At 44.4% G+C, this 17,637-nt stretch carries 30 protein-coding genes; 27 read left to right on the top strand and 3 right to left on the bottom strand.

Annotated features, from left to right (window positions below; translation table 11 throughout):
* From rpsS to HYY55_02515, 27 genes are all read left to right on the top strand, one after another.
* Entirely contained in the window at positions 1–318 is a 318-nt protein-coding gene (gene rpsS / locus HYY55_02645; GenBank protein QQG45858.1) for a 30S ribosomal protein S19, read from the top strand.
* A gap of 2 nt (positions 319–320) precedes the next feature.
* Complete coding sequence (gene rplV / locus HYY55_02640; GenBank protein QQG45857.1) at positions 321–653, top strand: 50S ribosomal protein L22; 333 nt, start codon at positions 321–323, stop codon at positions 651–653.
* A 27-nt stretch (positions 654–680) separates the two neighbouring features.
* Complete coding sequence (rpsC, locus tag HYY55_02635) at positions 681–1,337, top strand: 30S ribosomal protein S3 (GenBank protein QQG45856.1); 657 nt, start codon at positions 681–683, stop codon at positions 1,335–1,337.
* 202 nt (positions 1,338–1,539) lie between these two features.
* Positions 1,540–1,950 carry a 50S ribosomal protein L16 gene (rplP, locus tag HYY55_02630; GenBank protein QQG45855.1) on the top strand — a complete coding sequence of 137 codons (411 nt, stop codon included), beginning with the start codon at positions 1,540–1,542 and terminating at the stop codon, positions 1,948–1,950.
* The gene (gene rpmC, locus HYY55_02625) at positions 1,947–2,147 is read left to right on the top strand and encodes a 50S ribosomal protein L29 (protein QQG45854.1); all 201 of its coding nucleotides are present in this window, start codon (positions 1,947–1,949) and stop codon (positions 2,145–2,147) included. The genes rplP and rpmC overlap by 4 nt, the downstream gene beginning before the upstream one ends.
* A complete protein-coding gene (gene rpsQ / locus HYY55_02620) occupies positions 2,144–2,383 on the top strand; it encodes a 30S ribosomal protein S17 (protein QQG45853.1) in 240 nt (79 codons plus the stop codon). Before rpmC ends, rpsQ begins: the two co-directional genes overlap by 4 nt.
* Before the next feature lies 1 nt (position 2,384).
* Entirely contained in the window at positions 2,385–2,750 is a 366-nt protein-coding gene (gene rplN, locus HYY55_02615) for a 50S ribosomal protein L14 (protein QQG45852.1), read from the top strand.
* Positions 2,751–2,775: 25 nt separating this feature from the next.
* Complete coding sequence (locus HYY55_02610) at positions 2,776–3,090, top strand: 50S ribosomal protein L24 (GenBank protein QQG45851.1); 315 nt, start codon at positions 2,776–2,778, stop codon at positions 3,088–3,090.
* Complete coding sequence (gene rplE, locus HYY55_02605; protein QQG45850.1) at positions 3,087–3,620, top strand: 50S ribosomal protein L5; 534 nt, start codon at positions 3,087–3,089, stop codon at positions 3,618–3,620. The genes HYY55_02610 and rplE overlap by 4 nt, the downstream gene beginning before the upstream one ends.
* A gap of 46 nt (positions 3,621–3,666) precedes the next feature.
* Complete coding sequence (locus HYY55_02600; GenBank protein ID QQG45849.1) at positions 3,667–3,852, top strand: type Z 30S ribosomal protein S14; 186 nt, start codon at positions 3,667–3,669, stop codon at positions 3,850–3,852.
* Positions 3,846–4,241 (top strand): 30S ribosomal protein S8, encoded by a 396-nt coding sequence (gene rpsH, locus HYY55_02595; GenBank protein ID QQG45848.1) that lies wholly within the window; start codon positions 3,846–3,848, stop codon positions 4,239–4,241. The genes HYY55_02600 and rpsH overlap by 7 nt, the downstream gene beginning before the upstream one ends.
* Positions 4,242–4,290: 49 nt before the next feature.
* Positions 4,291–4,833 carry a 50S ribosomal protein L6 gene (rplF, locus tag HYY55_02590; GenBank protein QQG45847.1) on the top strand — a complete coding sequence of 181 codons (543 nt, stop codon included), beginning with the start codon at positions 4,291–4,293 and terminating at the stop codon, positions 4,831–4,833.
* Positions 4,834–4,858: 25 nt separating this feature from the next.
* Entirely contained in the window at positions 4,859–5,209 is a 351-nt protein-coding gene (locus tag HYY55_02585; protein ID QQG45846.1) for a 50S ribosomal protein L18, read from the top strand.
* A gap of 4 nt (positions 5,210–5,213) precedes the next feature.
* Positions 5,214–5,684 (top strand): 30S ribosomal protein S5, encoded by a 471-nt coding sequence (locus tag HYY55_02580; protein QQG46649.1) that lies wholly within the window; start codon positions 5,214–5,216, stop codon positions 5,682–5,684.
* Between the two features lie 4 nt (positions 5,685–5,688).
* Positions 5,689–6,129 (top strand): uL15 family ribosomal protein, encoded by a 441-nt coding sequence (locus HYY55_02575; GenBank protein QQG45845.1) that lies wholly within the window; start codon positions 5,689–5,691, stop codon positions 6,127–6,129.
* 3 nt (positions 6,130–6,132) lie between these two features.
* Positions 6,133–7,398, top strand: coding sequence for a preprotein translocase subunit SecY (gene secY / locus HYY55_02570; protein QQG45844.1), 1,266 nt, complete (start codon positions 6,133–6,135; stop codon positions 7,396–7,398).
* Between the two features lie 71 nt (positions 7,399–7,469).
* Positions 7,470–8,081 carry a nucleoside monophosphate kinase gene (locus HYY55_02565; protein ID QQG45843.1) on the top strand — a complete coding sequence of 204 codons (612 nt, stop codon included), beginning with the start codon at positions 7,470–7,472 and terminating at the stop codon, positions 8,079–8,081.
* The gene (gene map / locus HYY55_02560) at positions 8,078–8,845 is read left to right on the top strand and encodes a type I methionyl aminopeptidase (protein ID QQG45842.1); all 768 of its coding nucleotides are present in this window, start codon (positions 8,078–8,080) and stop codon (positions 8,843–8,845) included. Before HYY55_02565 ends, map begins: the two co-directional genes overlap by 4 nt.
* A 163-nt stretch (positions 8,846–9,008) precedes the next feature.
* A complete protein-coding gene (locus HYY55_02555) occupies positions 9,009–9,578 on the top strand; it encodes a hypothetical protein (protein QQG45841.1) in 570 nt (189 codons plus the stop codon).
* 143 nt (positions 9,579–9,721) lie between these two features.
* Positions 9,722–10,123, top strand: coding sequence for a Holliday junction resolvase RuvX (gene ruvX, locus HYY55_02550; protein ID QQG45840.1), 402 nt, complete (start codon positions 9,722–9,724; stop codon positions 10,121–10,123).
* Positions 10,124–10,135: 12 nt separating this feature from the next.
* Positions 10,136–10,873, top strand: a complete 738-nt coding sequence (locus HYY55_02545; protein ID QQG45839.1) for a glycosyltransferase family 2 protein — start codon at positions 10,136–10,138, stop codon at positions 10,871–10,873.
* Positions 10,870–11,952 (top strand): HIT domain-containing protein, encoded by a 1,083-nt coding sequence (locus HYY55_02540; protein QQG45838.1) that lies wholly within the window; start codon positions 10,870–10,872, stop codon positions 11,950–11,952. Before HYY55_02545 ends, HYY55_02540 begins: the two co-directional genes overlap by 4 nt.
* 8 nt (positions 11,953–11,960) lie before the next feature.
* Complete coding sequence (locus tag HYY55_02535; GenBank protein ID QQG45837.1) at positions 11,961–12,440, top strand: small multi-drug export protein; 480 nt, start codon at positions 11,961–11,963, stop codon at positions 12,438–12,440.
* An 87-nt stretch (positions 12,441–12,527) separates the two neighbouring features.
* Positions 12,528–13,247 carry a triose-phosphate isomerase gene (locus HYY55_02530; protein QQG45836.1) on the top strand — a complete coding sequence of 240 codons (720 nt, stop codon included), beginning with the start codon at positions 12,528–12,530 and terminating at the stop codon, positions 13,245–13,247.
* Positions 13,240–14,316: a phosphoglycerate kinase gene (locus HYY55_02525; GenBank protein ID QQG45835.1), complete on the top strand. Its 1,077-nt coding sequence runs from the start codon at positions 13,240–13,242 to the stop codon at positions 14,314–14,316. The genes HYY55_02530 and HYY55_02525 overlap by 8 nt, the downstream gene beginning before the upstream one ends.
* A gap of 28 nt (positions 14,317–14,344) precedes the next feature.
* Positions 14,345–16,048, top strand: coding sequence for a single-stranded-DNA-specific exonuclease RecJ (recJ, locus tag HYY55_02520; GenBank protein ID QQG45834.1), 1,704 nt, complete (start codon positions 14,345–14,347; stop codon positions 16,046–16,048).
* The gene (locus HYY55_02515; GenBank protein ID QQG45833.1) at positions 16,048–16,491 is read left to right on the top strand and encodes a ribonuclease HI family protein; all 444 of its coding nucleotides are present in this window, start codon (positions 16,048–16,050) and stop codon (positions 16,489–16,491) included. The genes recJ and HYY55_02515 overlap by 1 nt, the downstream gene beginning before the upstream one ends.
* A 53-nt stretch (positions 16,492–16,544) precedes the next feature.
* Here the strand turns inward: HYY55_02515 and HYY55_02510 are convergent, their stop codons facing one another.
* The 3 genes from HYY55_02510 to HYY55_02500 form a co-directional block, all read right to left on the bottom strand.
* Positions 16,545–16,793, bottom strand: a complete 249-nt coding sequence (locus tag HYY55_02510; GenBank protein ID QQG45832.1) for a hypothetical protein — start codon at positions 16,791–16,793, stop codon at positions 16,545–16,547.
* 9 nt (positions 16,794–16,802) lie between these two features.
* A complete protein-coding gene (locus tag HYY55_02505) occupies positions 16,803–17,159 on the bottom strand; it encodes a hypothetical protein (protein ID QQG45831.1) in 357 nt (118 codons plus the stop codon).
* Positions 17,160–17,258: 99 nt separating this feature from the next.
* Positions 17,259–17,627, bottom strand: coding sequence for a TrbC/VirB2 family protein (locus HYY55_02500; GenBank protein ID QQG45830.1), 369 nt, complete (start codon positions 17,625–17,627; stop codon positions 17,259–17,261).
* Positions 17,628–17,637 lie beyond the last annotated feature (10 nt).

Genomic DNA, 17,637 nt, shown 5'->3' with positions numbered 1-17,637 from the left:
ATGACGCGAAGCGCGAAAAAAGGTCCGTATGTGGACCCAAAATTATTGAAAAAGATAAGCCGGCTTCCAGCCGGTTCAAGGGAGGTTATTAAGACCTGGTCCAGAAATTCCCAAATTTCTCCGGAGATGGTCGGCTATGTTTTCGGAGTTCATAACGGCCGCGAGTTTATATCGGTATCCGTCAGCGAAGAGATGGTCGGACATCGTTTGGGCGAATTTTCTCCGACTAAAAAATTTACGAGGCACGGCGGGCGTATGCAAAGAGAACTGGAACAGAAAGAAACCGAATCGGTGAAGGCCGCCGCTAAAACGCCGTAGATATGAAAGCCGAATTAAATTACATTAGAATAGCTCCCAGAAAATTAAGATTGGTGGCCGACGCTATCAGGGGCAAAAATATAGACGAAGTCCGGACAATTTTGAAATTTTCCAAAAAAGGAGCGGCCAAGCCCATGGCTAAGCTTTTGGAATCGGCCGCGGCCAATGCCCGCAATAATTTAAGTTCGTTGCCCAAAAATCTTTATATTTCAAAATTGACCGTAGATGAAGGCCCGGTTTTCAAACGTTTCATGGCGCGGGCCAGAGGCGTTCCGTCGCTTATCAGAAAAAAAACAAGCCGCGTAAGACTCGTTCTCGCAGAAAAAGAGAAATAACATTTGATTATTGATTATTGGTTTATTATGACCCATCGAGTTCACCCATATTCATTCAGATTAGGCCAGGTTCGCGATTGGAAATCGCGCTGGTTTGATTTGCGCAATTACCGTAAATTTTTAAAAGCCGACGTTAAATTGCGTTCGTGGCTTAATGATCGTCTTATTAAGATGTATGTTTCAAAAATAGAAATTGAAAGATCGCCCACGCTTTTGAAAATCATAATCCACACTTCAAGGCCCGGCCTTATCATCGGGAGATCCGGAGCCGGCGCGAATTCTTTAAAAAAGGAAATAGAAAAGTTTTTTGAGAAGTTTGGTCTGAACCGGCCTCGCGAATTGCAGCTGGCGATTGAGGAAATAAAGAGTCCGGAAACGGACGCGGCGGTGGTCTCCAGAATGGTGGCCGAAAGTTTGGAAAAAAGGCTCCCTTTCAGAAGAGTGCTCAAGCAGATTTTAAGCAAGGTGTCTTCCCACAAAGAGGTCTTGGGGGTGAAAGTTGCTTTAGCCGGACGTCTTGACGGCGCCGAAATGAGCCGGCGCGAATGGCTTTCGGACGGCCGGATTCCTTTGCAGACCATAAGGGCCGACATTGATTTTGCGCGGACCAGAGCCCACCTGCCTTACGGCGATATCGGCATAAAGGTCTGGATTTATAAGGGCGAGGTATTTTCCGAAAAATAAGGAGCGAACGAAGTGAGCGACTATATTTTTCGAGAACCCCACACATAATTTACAATAGTAAAAATAACAAAAATTATGATAATTCACAGCAACAGCATAAAAATAAAAAATTGTCTTGCGGACAATTTTTTGAAGCAGGCCATCGTAAATTATGTGTGGGGTGCTCAAATTTATTATTCACTAACATTCATATAAATTTGACATGTTGTTGCCTAAAAAAGTAAAACATAGAAAATGGCATCGTCTGCGCGGTAGTGAGCGCGGCGTTGACAATCGGGGAACCGAAGTTTCCTTCGGGTCTTTTGGTTTGAAGTCTCAAGAAGGGGGCCATATAACCGCCCAACAAATTGAAGCCGGCCGCAAAGCCATATCGCGTTACGTTCAGAAAGGAGGACGAATGTGGATCAGAATATTTCCTGATCGTCCCAAAACCGCTAAACCTCCGGAGGTCGGGATGGGAGCCGGAAAGGGCGATTTGGTCGGATATTTCGCGATGGTTAAGGCCGGGCGAGTTATTTTTGAGGTGGACGGTCTAAGCGATGAAAACGCGCACGAATCTCTGCGCAAAGCCGGAGCCAAACTGGGACTTAAAACCAAAATAGTAAAAAGATGAAAATGAAAACAAAAGAAATTTTTAGCCGCAATAATATCGGGGACCTTGAGCGTGAGCTTGCTTCCAGCCGCGAGGAACTTCGTGAGTTTCGTTTTTCGGCGTCCCAATCCAAGATTAAAAATGTTAAATCAGGCCGTGAAATAAAACATATTATCGCCCGTCTTCTTACGCGCATTAATCAATTAAAACGAAAATGAACGACTCAATAAAACATAAACAAAGGTTTAAAGGCAAAATTATTTCTTTGTCGCAGAATAAGACGGCGATTGTTGAAGTTACGCGCCTTTTAAAACATCCGAAATACAAGAAATATTTTAAAAGGTTTAAAAGATACAGCGCTCATTATGAAACCGGCCAGCATAAAATCGGCGAGATGGCGGTGATTGAATCGGCGCGCCCGATTTCCAAGACTAAAAAATGGGTTTTAATTTAACATGATTCAGCCAAGATCAATTATTGGAGTTGCCGATAATTCCGGAGCAAAAATTATACAGTGCATCCGTGTTTTAGGCGGGACAAGGCGCAGATATGCCCGTATCGGCGATATTATTATAGCCTCGGTTAAAAAAGCCGAACCGCGCAAAGAAGTAAAGAAAAAAGATGTTGTGCGTGCCGTTGTAGTCCGGCAGCGTCAGCCCTATCGCCGAAAAGACGGAACTTACATAAGGTTTGACGATAACGCCGCGGTAATCGTAGACGGCAAAGAGCCTAAGGGCGGCAGAATTTTCGGGCCGATGCCGCGGGAATTGAGAGAGATGGGATTTATCAAGATTATATCTTTGGCTCCGGAAGTAATTTAAGGAAACACTTTAAAATTTAAGCAAAATGGAAAAAATAAAAAAGAACGATTTGGTCAAAGTATTAAGCGGTAAAGACCGTGGAAAATCCGGCCGCGTGCTTAAAGTTTTACCAAAGGATAATCTGGTCGTGGTTGAGGGTTTAAATATCAGGAAACGCCATCGTCGCCCAAAGCGTCAGGGGGAAAAGGGCCAAGTTGTTCAGGTTCCTTCCCCCATTCATATTTCAAACGCTATGCTGATTTGTCCTTCTTGTTCAAAGCCGCAAAGAACCAAGAGCGTTTTGGATGATAAAGGCCACCGAACAAGGGTTTGCCGCAAATGCGGAGCAAAAATACCATGAATGAATTAAAATTAAAATACGGTGAAAATATCGCGGATATTTTGAAAAAAAAGCTCGGATTTAAAAACAGCCTTGCCGCCCCGAGACTGATTAAAATTGTCATAAATACCGGTACGGGCCGCAAGGAGGAAAAAGATAAAGAGATTATTATCAGGCATTTTGAGCTTATTTCTGGACAGAAATGCGCGCCCCGCGGGGCTAAAAAGTCTATTGCTGCTTTCAAGACAAGGCAGGGGGTAGTGGTTGGTTTTGCCTGCACTTTGCGCGGGGCGCGGATGTATGATTTTTTGGATAAACTGATAAATGTGGCGCTTCCTCGCATCCGCGATTTCAGGGGCATTGATTTGAAGTCCATAGATTCTTCCGGAAACTTGACTATCGGCTTTAAAGAGCATATTGTATTTCCGGAGATAGCCGGCGAAGATGTCAAGGCGCCGTTCGGATTGGAGGTGACCTTAGTGACGAACGCCAAGACGAGAGATGAGGCAGAGGCGCTGTTTAAGGCGATTGGAGTACCGTTTAAGAAATAAGCGTAAAATGCAAAACGAATTACGCTTTAAGTTTTTAGTTTGAAATATGGCCAAAACATCGGTTGTCGCCAGATCCCAAAAAACACCCAAATTTAAATCGCGCTTAGTGCGCCGTTGTTTTCGGTGCGGCCGGAAGCGGGGTTACATGCGCGATTTTGACCTTTGCCGAATTTGTTTCAGAGAGTTAGCCAACGAAGGAGAAATACCCGGAATAAGAAAATCATCATGGTAGGAGATCCAATCGGCGACATGTTCAGTCGTATAAATAATGCCGGACGGGCGAAAAAATCCGTGGTTGCGGTTCCGTATTCCAAAATAAAAATGGAAATAGCTAAACTTCTGGAAAAACGTGGTTTAGCCGGTGAAGCCGCGCGGAAAGGCAAAAAGAACCGCCGCGCAATTGAGTTGCCGCTATTTTATGACGAATCCGGCTCGGGCAAAATTACGGAAATAAAACGCGTTTCAAAACCGTCGCGAAGAATTTATAAAGGTTGGCGCGAGTTGAAGCCGGTTAAAGGCGGGACAGGCCTGTACATAATTTCAACACCGTTCGGGATAATAGATGATAAGCAAGCTAGAAAATTAAAGGTGGGCGGAGAAATTCTCGGCGAAGCATGGTAAATCTGAATAAAGACCTTTATTTTTTGGATTTTAATTTTTAATTCGCAATATGAGCCGTTTAGCCAAAAAACCGATAATAATTCCTCAAGGCGTCTCCGTTGAATTTAGCGGGGGCGAATTAAAAGTTAAAGGGCCGAAGGGGGAGCTAAACCGAAAAGTTCCGGCGTTTCTTGACTTTGACGTTTCGGCGGGCGAAGTTTATATTAAACCCAAATTAAACACTAAAGATATTTCGGCTTTCTTGGGGACATTTGTCAGACATTTGAACAATATGATTGATGGTGTGACCAAAGGATTTGAAAAAAAACTGGAATTGGAGGGCGTGGGCTTTAGAGCCGAAGTCAGAGGCAACGACTTGGTCCTGAACCTGGGTTTTTCGCACCCGATAACAGTTTCTCCGCCTAAGGGAGTTTCCTTTTCGGTGGAAAAAAATACGATTATTGTTTCTGGTCCGGACAAAGAAACCGTCGGCAATCTAGCCGCGACCATAAGAAGCCACAAAAAACCCGAGCCCTACAAAGGCAAGGGCATACGTTATTCCGGAGAAATAATAAGGCGAAAGGCCGGCAAAAAGGTGGCCGCCTCGGCTTAGTTTTAAGATTATTTTAATTATTCGAATGAAAAACAAGAAAGAAAAAAGAATACGCAGCCACAAAATGATTCGTATAAAAGTTAGCGGAACCGCGAAGCGTCCGCGACTTTCGGTTTTCCGTTCCAATAAACATATTTATGCTCAGGTGATAGATGATGAAAAAGGCAGGACCATCGTAGGCATTTCCGACCCGGCGGCAAAAGATGCCAAAAAACAGAACAAAAGCATCCGCGCCCGCGCTTTAGGCAAACTGCTTGCCCAGCGCGCCAAAGAAGCCAAGGTTAAAAAAGTAGTTTTTGACCGAGGGGGTTATAATTATCATGGTCGGCTTAAATCTTTGGCTGATGGTGCCAGGGAGGGCGGGCTGGAATTTTAATTTTATGCGGTCAAAAAATTTTTCAAAAAGACGCGAAAAAAGTGATTCTGAGTTTGAACAGAAGCTGATTGATTTGCGTCGCGTTGCCAGAGTTGTGGCCGGCGGCCGGCGTTTCAGTTTCAGGGCGACAATGGTTGTCGGCAATAAATTTGGGGAGGTCGGAATAGGAACGGCCAAGGGCTCAGATACGTCTACGGCCATACAAAAAGCCGTTAAACAAGCCGGGAAAAGGACCATTAGGATTTCTTTGAATAAAAATATGTCAATTTCCCATGATGTTTACGGCAAGTTCGCGAGCTCTGAAGTCATAATTAGGCCGGCTCTTGAGGGACATGGTTTGGTAGCCGGCAGTTCGGTGCGCGCGATTTTGGATCTCGCTGGCGTAAAAAACGCCTCGGCCAAGATTTTATCACGTACAAAAAATAAGATTTCCAACGCCCGCGCGGCGATGGAAGCGCTTAAAAAACTTAAATAAAAATATGCAGCTTCATCATTTAAAACCAAAAACCCGTTTTAAGAATAAAAAAAGAATAGGCCGCGGAGGCAAACGCGGCACGTATTCCGGACGCGGCATAAAGGGCCAGAAGGCAAGGGCCGGTCACAGAATCAGACCGGAAATACGCGATGTCTTGAAAAAGATACCTAAACTTCGCGGGTATCGCGTAAAAACCAGGCCGAGGCATACTGTCATTGTTAATACTTTAGATTTGGAAAAACATTTTCAGCCCGGAAGCAAAGTGACCCCCCAGGAACTGGTTAAAAAGGGCTTGGTTAAAAAAATAAGCGGCCGAGTCCCCGAGGTAAAACTTCTTGGTTCCGGGGAATTGACGAAAAACCTATTGGTTGCGGAATGCCAGATATCCAGGGGAGCTAAAGAAAAAATAGAAAAAGCCGGAGGAAGTATAGTTCAAAACGCATAATTTATGTGGCAAAAAATAAAATTAATTTTTACCGACCCGGATTTAAGGAAAAAAATACTTTTTGTTTTGGCGATTCTTATCGTTTTCAGGCTGGGGGCCGCCATTCCAATTCCGGGCGTGGATCACGAAAGGCTTGCGGCGTTTTTCGGCGGTAATCAATTTTTCGGCTTGCTGAATATTTTTTCGGGCGGAGCTATGGATAATCTTTCGGTAATGATGCTCGGAGTCGGTCCCTATATTACTGCTTCAATTATAATGCAGCTTTTAACAATGATGATTCCCCGATTTAAAGAGATGTATCAGGAAGAAGGCGAGGCCGGCCGAAAGAAATTTAATCAATATTCGCGTCTGGCCGCCGCCCCTTTGGCTGCTTTGCAGGGTTTCGGGCTTTTAACACTTTTATCCCGACAAGGCGTTTTAGGCGAGCTTTCTCTTTTTGGTGAAGTAACAAATATAATAATTGTGACTGCGGGGTCCGTTCTTTTGATGTGGTTGGGGGAGCTCATATCGGAATACGGTTTTGGAAACGGGGTTTCTATTCTTATTTTCGCGGGTATCATATCCGGTGTGCCGCAGTCTTTGAGCCGGACTATTTTTGCCTCCGATATTTATCAACTGCCCGTTATTTTTGGATTCGTGGTTGCCGCGGTTTTAATTATTGCCGCTGTGGTAATCATAACCGAAGGCCAGAGGCCGGTGCCGATATCTTATGCCCGCCGTATCCGCGGTTCCAAGATGTACGGCGGAATATCCACCTACCTGCCTTTAAGGGTGAATCAGGCCGGAGTCATACCGATAATTTTTGCCCTATCTATCCTCCTTTTTCCTCAGATGATAGTTAATTTTATGTCCAGTATTGATAATAATACTCTTAGAGTAATAAGTTCCGCGCTTTTAAATTTTTTGAATAATCCGTGGGTTTACGCCGGCCTTTATTTTCTTTTGGTTTTTCTTTTCACTTATTTTTACACGGCCGTAACTTTTGACCCGGACGCCATATCCGGCAACCTCCAGAAATCGGGAGCGTTCGTGCCCGGAATAAGACCCGGACGCCCGACCTCGGAATTTTTATACAAGATTTTAAACCGCATTACTTTAATAGGCGCTTTGTTTTTGGGCGCGATCGCGGTTTTGCCGCTCGCCATGCGCGCTATTACCGGCCTCGTGACGCTGACTATCGGCGGCACCGCTCTTTTGATTGTGGTTTCTGTTGTTCTTGAAACCATTAAACAAGTTGAGGCGCAGATTGTTATGAGAAGTTACGAGTGATATTGGGTTGCGTTTAAACGCGGCAAGTGTTATCTTGAATTTAAATGGGATTAGATTTTGAAAGAGGCACAATGAAATCACGAATAGTTGTCGCGGTTTTTATGGGATTGTCCGGCTCGGGAAAAGATACACAGGTTGTTCTTTTGAAGGAATTTTTAGAGAAAAAACATGGTTTGGGTTCGGTGCTTTATGTTTATACAGGAGAGGTTCTGCGAAATATGATAAAGCGGGGACTGTATCTTTCAAAACTCACCGATGAAAAGGTAATGCGCGTCGGCGCCAAAGCTCCGGATTTCTTGGCAATTTGGTCCTGGACACACGAGATTATTGAACATTTTACCGGCAAGGAACATCTGCTTTTTTCTAGCTCTCCAAGGACCGAAATAGAAGCTCGGGTTATGGATGATCTTGTGGATTTTTTGGGTATCAGCCCTTATTATCCTATTTTTTTGAAGGTGGAGCGAGACGAGGCCTTTCGTCGGCTAAAAGAACGGGGCCGCGCGGATGATACTGATGAAGTAATAAATAATCGGCTGGATTTTTTTGAAGTTCATGTTGGTCCGGCAGTAGAATATTATCGCACCAAAAGTTTGAATCGTCTTATTGAGATCGATGGCAACTCCCGCGATCCGCAAAAAATCCATCAAAACATTTTGAAGGCGCTGGGGTTTGAAAATAAATGATCGCAAAATCAAAAAAAGAAATAGAAATGTTAAGGATAAGCGGGCAAATACTTGCCCGCGTTTTGGCGCGTGTCGCGCGAGAAATTGTGCCCGGCATTGAAACCTTGAAACTTGATGCTATTGCCGAGAGTGAAATTATAAAAGCCGGAGCCGTTCCATCGTTTAAGGGTTATGGCGAAGGCGGAGAACGGCCGTATCCCTCTTCAATTTGCGTTTCAATAAATGATGAGGTGGTGCACGGCATTCCGGGTAAAAAAATTTTGCGTGAGGGCGATGTCGTAACTTTGGATTTGGGCGTAAATTACAAAGGATTTTTTACTGACGGCGCCAGAACGGTTTTATGCGGGTCATACGATCCGGACGGCCGTTCAAATCGTCTGATATCAGTTTGCCGGCAAGCTCTTGATGCCGCGATTAAAAAATGCAAAGCGGGTATAGCCATCGGAGATATCGGCCACGCGGTTGAATTCTTCGTTAAAAAAAACGGCTTTAATGTTTTTAGGGAATTGGTGGGGCACGGAGTGGGCAGGGCGGTTCACGAACCGCCGCATATTCCTAATTGGGGTAAAGCCGGCGCCGGCGAAAAATTAAAAGACGGAATGGTGCTGGCCATTGAGCCAATGATTGCGGAAGGGGAAGCCAAAATTATTACGGATAAAAACGGCTGGACTTACCGCACTTTAGATGGCTCTCGCGCGGCTCATTTTGAGCATACGGTTTTGGTAAAGCGCGGCGGCTGTGAGGTGTTGACAAATGATAAATAATTTGCTATGCTTAAAAAATAACAGCTCTTTTATATTGCTACTTGCAATTTGGCGGCTATAGCCAAAAGGTCCCGATTCTTCGGTGTTTTCTGGCTATGGCTGTCATTGGGATGGCCCTCTAACAAAACAAAAATGGCGAAAACCCCAAGGAGGAAAAACCGCCATGAATGTAGAGAAGCAGGTTGCCAAGCTCATTGCTCGAATCGCAGAAAACCTTCCGAGTATGGGGAGAGCCGACAGGCAGAGGTGGATTGATGACCCGGTTGGTCTTCAGGAATTCCTTCGCGGTCTCATTCCACACGAATCCGACCTCCTCAAGTTCGTGGAGTCGGTCGCAGTGGAGGGCGCCGACGACAGGTTCGTGGTTGACGACCGGGCCCTCGAAGAGGCAGATGCCTACGCCGAGTCCAGCTTTGACCGCCTGTTCAGGGGCAAGGTTGAGGAGGGCATTCCCCGGGCAGAGCTCAATGTCCACGAGCTCAAGAAGGCATCGGTGGACGGGCCGATTCTAAAGGAGCTCGGAGACAAGAACGAGATTTGTCTGTTTCACTTCCTGAAGTGCCTTAAGGGTCGTAGAGGCTGGCATTTCGCCTACATCCGAGGGTATGGTGGAAAACTCTGTGTCGTGGGCGCGAATCGGTACGATGTCGACGGCTGCTGGCGCGTCGAGGCCCTCTCGGTTGGGAGCCCGGGTGGGTGGTTTACCTGCTCTCGGGTTGTTTCCGGAAAGTAGGGCTTGTGGGGCTTCGACCCCTTGGTTCTTGGCCTGCCGCGCAGTTGCGTGGCAGGCCAACTTTTTTGATAAGGCGATATACTTTTTGTTATTGAGTTATCATTTTGAATGGATAATATTTTAAATTCTTATAAAATAGGTAAATGGCTAGGATTTTGGGAATTGACTATGGCACTAAAAAAATCGGTTTTGCTCTTTCGGACGAAAGTCAAAAAATCGCTTTTCCTAAGACCGTTCAGCCGAATGTCTGGGATTACGCGCGCGATTCAATTCGCGATTTTATTTTGAAAGAAAATGTTTCCGAAATCGTCATTGGTTTGCCCGTGGGACTCAATGGCGAAGAAACTCCGCTTTCGGGCGATGTCCGCAAATTCGCGGAAAAATTAAAAGAAGTTTTTAGCGTGCCGATTCATTTTGAAAACGAAGTTTATAGTTCGGCTCAAATTAGAACCGAAGGATCCGCGCCGGAGCATAAGATTGACGCTTCATCCGCCGCCCTGATTTTACAGACATTTTTAGACAGGCGGCGAGATAAGGATTTGTGATAGAATGGAGATATGAATGAGGATGTTTACCTATCAGTTATAATTCCGGCTTATAATGAAGAAAAGAGAATCGGCAAAACGATTGATATTATCGGAGCTTATCTCGCGCGTCAGCCGTTTAAATCCGAAATAATCGTTTCTGATGCCGCTTCTCCCGATAAAACCGCCGAAATCGTCAGGCAAAAAATTCCGGAGATAACGAATCTAAAAATAATCAGTCAGAAAAACAAGGGCAAGGGAGAGGGGGTTAAAGTGGGGATGCTCGCGGCCAAGGGGCGGATACGGCTTTTTACCGACGCCGATAACTCCACGGACATAAGCCATTTTGATAAGATGCGCCCGTTTTTTGACCAGGGTTATGAAGTGGTGATATGTTCGCGCGATTCCAAAGACGCCCCTGGCGCGAGGCAAGCGGTGGCGCAAGTATGGTATAAACGTTTGATGGGCACCTTGGGAAATTTATTTATTCAATGGGTGGCAATTCGCGGAGTGTGGGATACCCAATGCGGTTTTAAGGCCTTCCGTGACTTTGCTGCCGAAAAGATTTTTTCCCAGCAGCGCGTACCGGGCTGGGGATTTGATATTGAGACACTGGCTTTGGCTAAAGCGCTTGGCTACAAAATCGGCATTATCCCGGCTTATTGGATTAACGATCCCAGGAGCCATGTTAAACTTTCAGGATATCTGCAGGTCTTGCGCGATACTTTAAAAATCCGTTTTAATTTTTGGAGAAACAGGTATATATTATGACGGGAAAAATAGAAAATATTGACGGCTCGGAATTCAGGCGGGATTTGGTTTCCGGCGACTGGATATTGGTAGCCGCCAAGCGCGCCAAAAGGCCTCAAACCAAAGCGTCAAAAAGAAGGCGTCTTAGTTCGTCAAAAAAAAATTGTCCGTTTGACGACCCGCAGAAAAGAGGCACGCCCCCTCCTTTATTGTGGCTGCCTCACCCGACTAAAAGCTATAAGTCCCGATGGCAAAGCCATCGAGGATCCTCGACTGAGTCGGGACTAAAAGCCGAAAGCTCATTTGATAACTGGTGGGTTCAGATTATACAAAATAAATATCCGGCTCTTGAACAGCATAAAATTTGTCCGACGATAACGTCCGACGGTCCGTACGCGAAAATGAAAGGGGTAGGATTTCACGAGGTTATAATTACCCGCGACCACCTCCGAAGAATATCGGAAATGACTTCCAAAGAAGTCGAGATTTTAATTTACGCTTATCAGGAACGCTGGCGGACTCTAGCCCGCGAGGAATGCATTGAATATATTTTGATATTTCATAATCAGGGGCCGGGAGCGGGCGCCACTATTTTTCATCCCCACTCTCAACTCATTGCTTTGCCCATTATACCGCCGGATGTCGCGAAGAGCTTGGAGGGTTCCAGAATTTATTTTGAGCGCCATAAAAAATGCGTTCATTGCGCCATGCTTGAGTGGGAACGCAAAAAACGAACGCGCGTGATTTACGAAAATAATTATTTTACGGTTTTGGCGCCGTTCGCCTCGCGCGTATCTTATGAGACCAGGATTTTTCCAAAGAGGCACGCCGGAAATTTTGAGGATTTGAAAGCGAAGGAGAGAATGGCGCTGGCCGATGCCATGATTGCCTCCCTTAAAAAAATAAAAAAAGCCATGAACGATCCCGACTACAATTTTTTTATACACACCGCTCCGGCCAAAGACGGCAGAAGTTATTATCATTGGCATATTGAAATACTGCCCAAAACTTCTATATGGGCCGGCCTTGAGTTGGGGACGGGTGTTGAGGTGGTGGCCGTTTCTCCCGAAGAAGCGGCCCGGGACTTAAAGAATTCCTGAACCGCATTATGCCCTACCAGCAAGAATTAATCGTTTTACTTTCCGGGGCCGCTCCCATATCCGAAGTAAGGGGAGCGATACCGCTCGGCATTCTTTTATTCGGGATGAGCCCCCTAAAGGCCTTTTTCTTGAGCGTTCTGGGAAATTTATTGCCGATTATCCCGCTTATCTTTTTTCTTAATTATTTTTCCGAATTCTTAATGCGCCGTTTTTATTTCGTGAACAGATTTTTGTCCTGGATTTTTGAGTATACTAGGGCCAGACACGCCGACCATTTTCATTACTGGCGTTGGACGCCCCTCGCTCTTTTTATTTTCGTGGCCATTCCTTTGCCTTTAACCGGAGCGTGGAGCGGAGTCGTGGCCTCTTTTATTTTCGGCGTTCCGTGGCCCAAGGCATCGTTCATTATTTTTTTGGGCGTTTTGACCGCGGCCGCGCTGGTATTAGGGGCTTCTCTTTTTGGTTTAACAATTTTTAATAAAATCTAAAATCTTTTATTTTAAATTAACGGGGTCCTCGATTTTGTATTCAAATTAAAAATTTGAACAAAATCGGGAGAAAATGAATCCTAATATATGAAAAAATATAACACAAAAAAAATAATAATTGCCAATTGGAAAATGAATCCGCAGAATTCAGAACAAGCCGCCAGTTTATTTAAGAAAATTGTTTTGGGAGTAAAAAAAAGTCGAAAGTCAAAAGTGGTTGTAGCGCCTCCTTTTGTTTTTCTGCCCGCCCTTCAAAAGATAGGCGGCCTGGATTTGGCGGCGCAGGATGTTTTTTGGAAAGATGAGGGAGCTTATACCGGCGAAATCTCTCCCAAAATGCTTAAAAATGTCGGAGTGAGTTATGTTATAGTCGGACATTCCGAAAGACGCGAGTTTTTGGGCGAAACCGACGAGATGATAAACAGAAAGGTGAAGGCGGCGCTTTCGGCCGGATTAAAAACTGTTCTGAATTTCGTAAAAGATGAATTGCGCTCGGACCTTGAGGGCGTTTCCCAACGCTTTGCCAAGAATTTAATTATCGCTTACGAACCGCTTTGGGCCATCGGCACGGGAAACGCGGCCGAACCGGACGATATTTTTGAAATGGCAACTTACATCCGCAGAAATATTTTTGATATTTTAGGCAAAAAAGCGGCTTATGAGACGCCGATTTTATACGGCGGTTCTGTTGACCGCAAAAATGCCGAAGCATTTTTGCGCGCGAGAGGTGTGGGCGGTCTTTTGGTCGGCGGAGCCAGCCTTTTGTCTAAAGAGTTTATAGACATCGTGAAATCAATCAATGTTTAATTTAAAATCGATCCCGGGAAATTTATCCGGCAAAAAAGTTCTTTTGAGGGTTGACTTTAATATGCCGTCCAAAAGGGAAGTTGGCGATGACCTTCGTTGGGCGAACACTCTGCCGACAATAAAATTTTTAATCCGCAAAAAAGCCAGGATTATATTAATAAGCCATCTGGAAAAGGGGGGCGTGCACCCGAGCATGAAAACGGTTTTTGATAAGATAAAAAGGAAAATTAGAAATGCGCGTTTTTCTAGTGGGCTTGTTGGCCACAAAACATCAAAAGAGGTTAATAGTTTAAAGCCGGGACAGATTTTAATGCTTGAAAATCTGCGTTGGAATGCCGGAGAGAAAAAAAACAGCCCGGTTTTTGCCAAGAATCTGGCCTCGCTCGCGGATATCTACATAAACGAAGCTTTCTCTGTTTCACATCGCAGGCACGCTTCAATTGTCGGTTTGCCTAAATATCTGCCGTCATATGCCGGCCCGCTTTTTAAAGAGGAAATTAAAAATCTTTCGCTGGCGTTTAATCCGTCTAATCCCTTTATGCTTGTAGTCGGTGGAAACAAGCTTGCGACCAAAATTCCTTTGATCAAAAAATTTTTTAAAAAAGCGGATTATATAATAGTCGGCGGCTCGCTTGCGCGCTCTTTTATTGACAGCAAAGGAAGGGGATTAAAAACATCAAAAATCTTATTGCCGCGCGATGTGACAGTAAGGCGCAAAAACAGAAAAATCGTCATCGATACCTTACAACTTAAAAAAGAAGATATTATTTATGACCTTGGGCCGAAAAGTATGAAAGAAATAGCCGAGCTAGCTTCAAAAAGCCGTTTTATTTTATGGAACGGCCCTCTCGGTTTTGTTGAGGGGGGGTATGTTTCGGGAACGTTGAGTTTAATCAAGGCCTTGCGCATGACAAAAGCAAAAGTAATCGCCGGAGGAGGAGACACCGCCGCTTTTTTGCAGTCCCGACGTTTGGGCAAAGGTTTTCACTTTATATCCACGGCTGGCGGAGCTATGCTCGATTTTTTGGTGAGAGGAACTTTGCCGGGGATTGAAGCGTTGAAGAAATAGGTTTGTTTCGCCGTGCTATACTATACAGATGCAAAAAAGGTGGGACAAAAAGGTAAAATATCCTAAAGATTGGGCGGAAGATTTAAAAGAGTACGGCGATTTAACTTTACAGCTGGCTTATAATCGCGGCCTTGAAACAAAAGAAGATATTGAAAAATTTTTGAATCCCGATTATGGCAGTCTCGGAAATCCGCTTGACATAAAAGGAATGGATAAAGCAACGAACAGGATTATTGAAGCCGTATCAAAAAAAGAAAAAATAATAATTTACGGGGATTATGACGCCGATGGCGTATGTTCATCCGCGATTTTAGCGGATTTTTTCAGAGCGGCAGGGCTCGAAAATGCAGAGATTTTTATACCCGACCTTTTTAAGTACGGGCACGGCTTAAATGATGATGCCGTTAAATATATTTTTGAAAAAAGGGCAAGTTTAGTTATAACCATTGATAACGGCATTTCCGAAAATAAAGAAATAAAAAAACTTGAAGAAGGCGGGGTGAATGTAGTTGTGCTTGACCATCATATTGTTCCGGATGACTTACCCCCGGCCTACGTGATCGTCGACTTGTGTCAAAAAGGGGAAAAGTATCCGTTCCATGATTTTTGCGCGTCCGGCCTTGCTTTTAAAACGGTTTCGGCTATTTTGCAAAAAAATAGATTCGGGCTTGTTGAGGGCTGGGAAAAATGGCTTCTGGACCTGGCGGCCCTGGGCACAATTGCCGATATGGTGCCGCTTCTGGGAGAGAACAGGGTTTTGGTTTACTGGGGCCTTGAAGTTTTGAAAAAGACAAGAAGAGTGGGTCTTAAAATTTTGGCGGAAAAAGCGGGGGTTGATCTATCGGGCATCAATTCAGAAGACGTGTCTTTTTATTTAGCGCCGCGCATCAATGTCGCTGGTCGGCTGGATCATGCCACCTTGGCCGGGGATCTTATTTTGACCAACTCTTATGAAGAGGCCGAGTGGCTTGTGAGACGCCTTGAAGAACTTACCGTGGAAAGAAAAGCAGCCACCGAGCGTATAGCCAAAGAAGTTGAGGAGATGTTTTTACGCGGCGACTGCGCAGAAATAATCGTTGCGGGAAATAATGACTGGCAGACGGGTGTTTTGGGAGCGGCCGCGAGCAGAATATCAAAAAACCTTTCTAGTACCGTCATTTTATGGGGCAAGGGCGACGCAGTCTCCATCAAAGGCTCTGCGCGTTCGGCTGGCGACGTAAATGTCAGAGATCTTTTGATCGAAGCGGGCATTGAGATGTACCTTGATTTTGGCGGGCACCCTATGGCCGCCGGCTTTACTTTAAAAAAAGAATACGCCCGCGATTTTAATAATAAAATTAAAAAAGCGTTTGCGAGTATGCCCAAAGATAAAAATGCGTATGCGGATTTGATTCTGGAGAGTGAGCTTGCGATGAGTGATGTCAGCGCGGAAACTTCCGCTATTATTTCAAAGTTTGAACCCTTTGGGCAGGAAAATCCAAGGCCGAATTTTTTATTCAAAAATCTTGATATTTTTAGCGCAAGGACTTTCGGCAACGGCGGGACGCATCTCGAAATCTCTTTCAAGAATTCCAAGAACGAAATCATAAACGCCATCGGTTTTTTTTCTGCACGCTCTCTTCCGGAAATAAAGGCGGGTGACAAAATTGACCTTGCCGGGTCTCTGGATTTATCAAAATATAAAGGCCGCGAGGAATTGCGTTTAAAGATAGAGGATTTTAAAATTATTTAATGCGAAAAAACGAATTAAAAATTACCATAAACGCTGACGGAGGATCCAGGGGCAATCCGGGGCCCTCCGCTTTGGGTGTCGTTATCCGCGGAGGAGGCAAGGACAAAAAATATAGCGAATTTTTAGGGACGCGAACGAATAACGAAGCCGAATACGAGGCGGTTATTTTCGCTATGAAAAAAGCTAAACAGATTTTTGGCAAGGAAAAGATTAAAAACTCTGAAGTTGAGATATATCTGGATTCTGAATTGGTGTACAACCAGCTAAACGCCAGATATAAAATTGAAGAAGAGCGTCTTTTTCCGCTTTTTATTAAAATTTGGAATTTAAAGCAGGATTTTGAAGAAATTTCTTTTTTCGCGGTGCCTCGCGAAAAAAACCGCGAAGCCGACCGATTGGTAAATATTGAACTAGACAAAAAAGAACAAGGAAAAATATTTTAAAACCAAAAAACCCGATGTGTCGGGTTTTTTGGTTTGTTTCACCGTTTATTTATTTACTGGCCGCTTTCAAACAGACTTGAAAGGATATTGATTATACCCGCTACGCCTATCATTATCGCCATTCCGATAATCCCCCAAAGCATGTGTTTCTTACCGGTGGTTTTGGCATCCTCGCTTCCGGCTTTGGCGATGAATTCCACAATGCCCCAGATAAAAACAATTAAAGCGATTCCGATGAAAATGACAATTAGCGGGTTTATTATCTGATCGGCTAGTTTTTGCAGGAAATTATTGGAAGTCACCGATTTTTATTAGAATCTGACACTTGGAGGCGTAATAGTTCCACCAGTTTCTATTCCAAGGGCGTTTACAGCTATATTAATCAGCCCCCAAATACCAACAATGATGGCAAATCCAACAAGACCCCAGATTATGAATTGTCTCGCTTCTTTTCTTTTTTCTTCGTCTCCGGCGGACATTATATAAGTTACGACCCCCCATAAGAAAACTAAAGCGGCAATTGCTGTGATTATTGGTATAATTCTGTTAATCTGGGTTTTAATGTTTGTGAGAAAAGCATCAAATGTTGTTACGGCAAAGACCAGCGTGGGCAGGCCTAATATTCCCGCGCTGCCGACGCCAATCATAATTTTTTTGATTTTTTCCATAATTTGTCTTATAAAGTTTTAAAATTTAACGACCTTTATTTGATTTATAATTTTCAACCGCTAACCCCCGATGTTTAATCGATGGCTAGCCGTTAAAAGTTATCCTTGTAAACCTGTCGCGAATTCATTAAGAGCAGAAGCAATTGCCCAGGCGCCCACAATCAGGATAGTTCCGATGATTGTCCAATAAAAAGTTGTTTTGGCTTTTTTCAGCTGGTCTTCCGAACCGCGAGCGGTCACGAACAAAAATCCGGAATAGATTATGAAAATGCCGGCCATCGGCACCCCAACATAGGCGACGGCCCGAGCCAAGTTTTCAATGACTTCGCCGAAAGTTTTTGTCTCGCCCAACGGATTTTCAAGGGTTTGGGCAAAAACCGATTTTGTCAAAGCCACCTCTATTATTATAGAAAAAACGCCCAATTTGAGCAAAATGCCTTTTAATATTTTGTGAATAAGTTTTTGCATGAAATTTTAA

The sequence above is a fragment of the Candidatus Niyogibacteria bacterium genome, assembly GCA_016432485.1.
GTDB lineage: Bacteria > Patescibacteriota > Minisyncoccia > HO2-45-28 > HO2-45-28 > HO2-45-28.
Note: the sequence above shows the minus strand (reverse complement) of the source record. Positions and strands in the feature narration are given on the sequence as shown.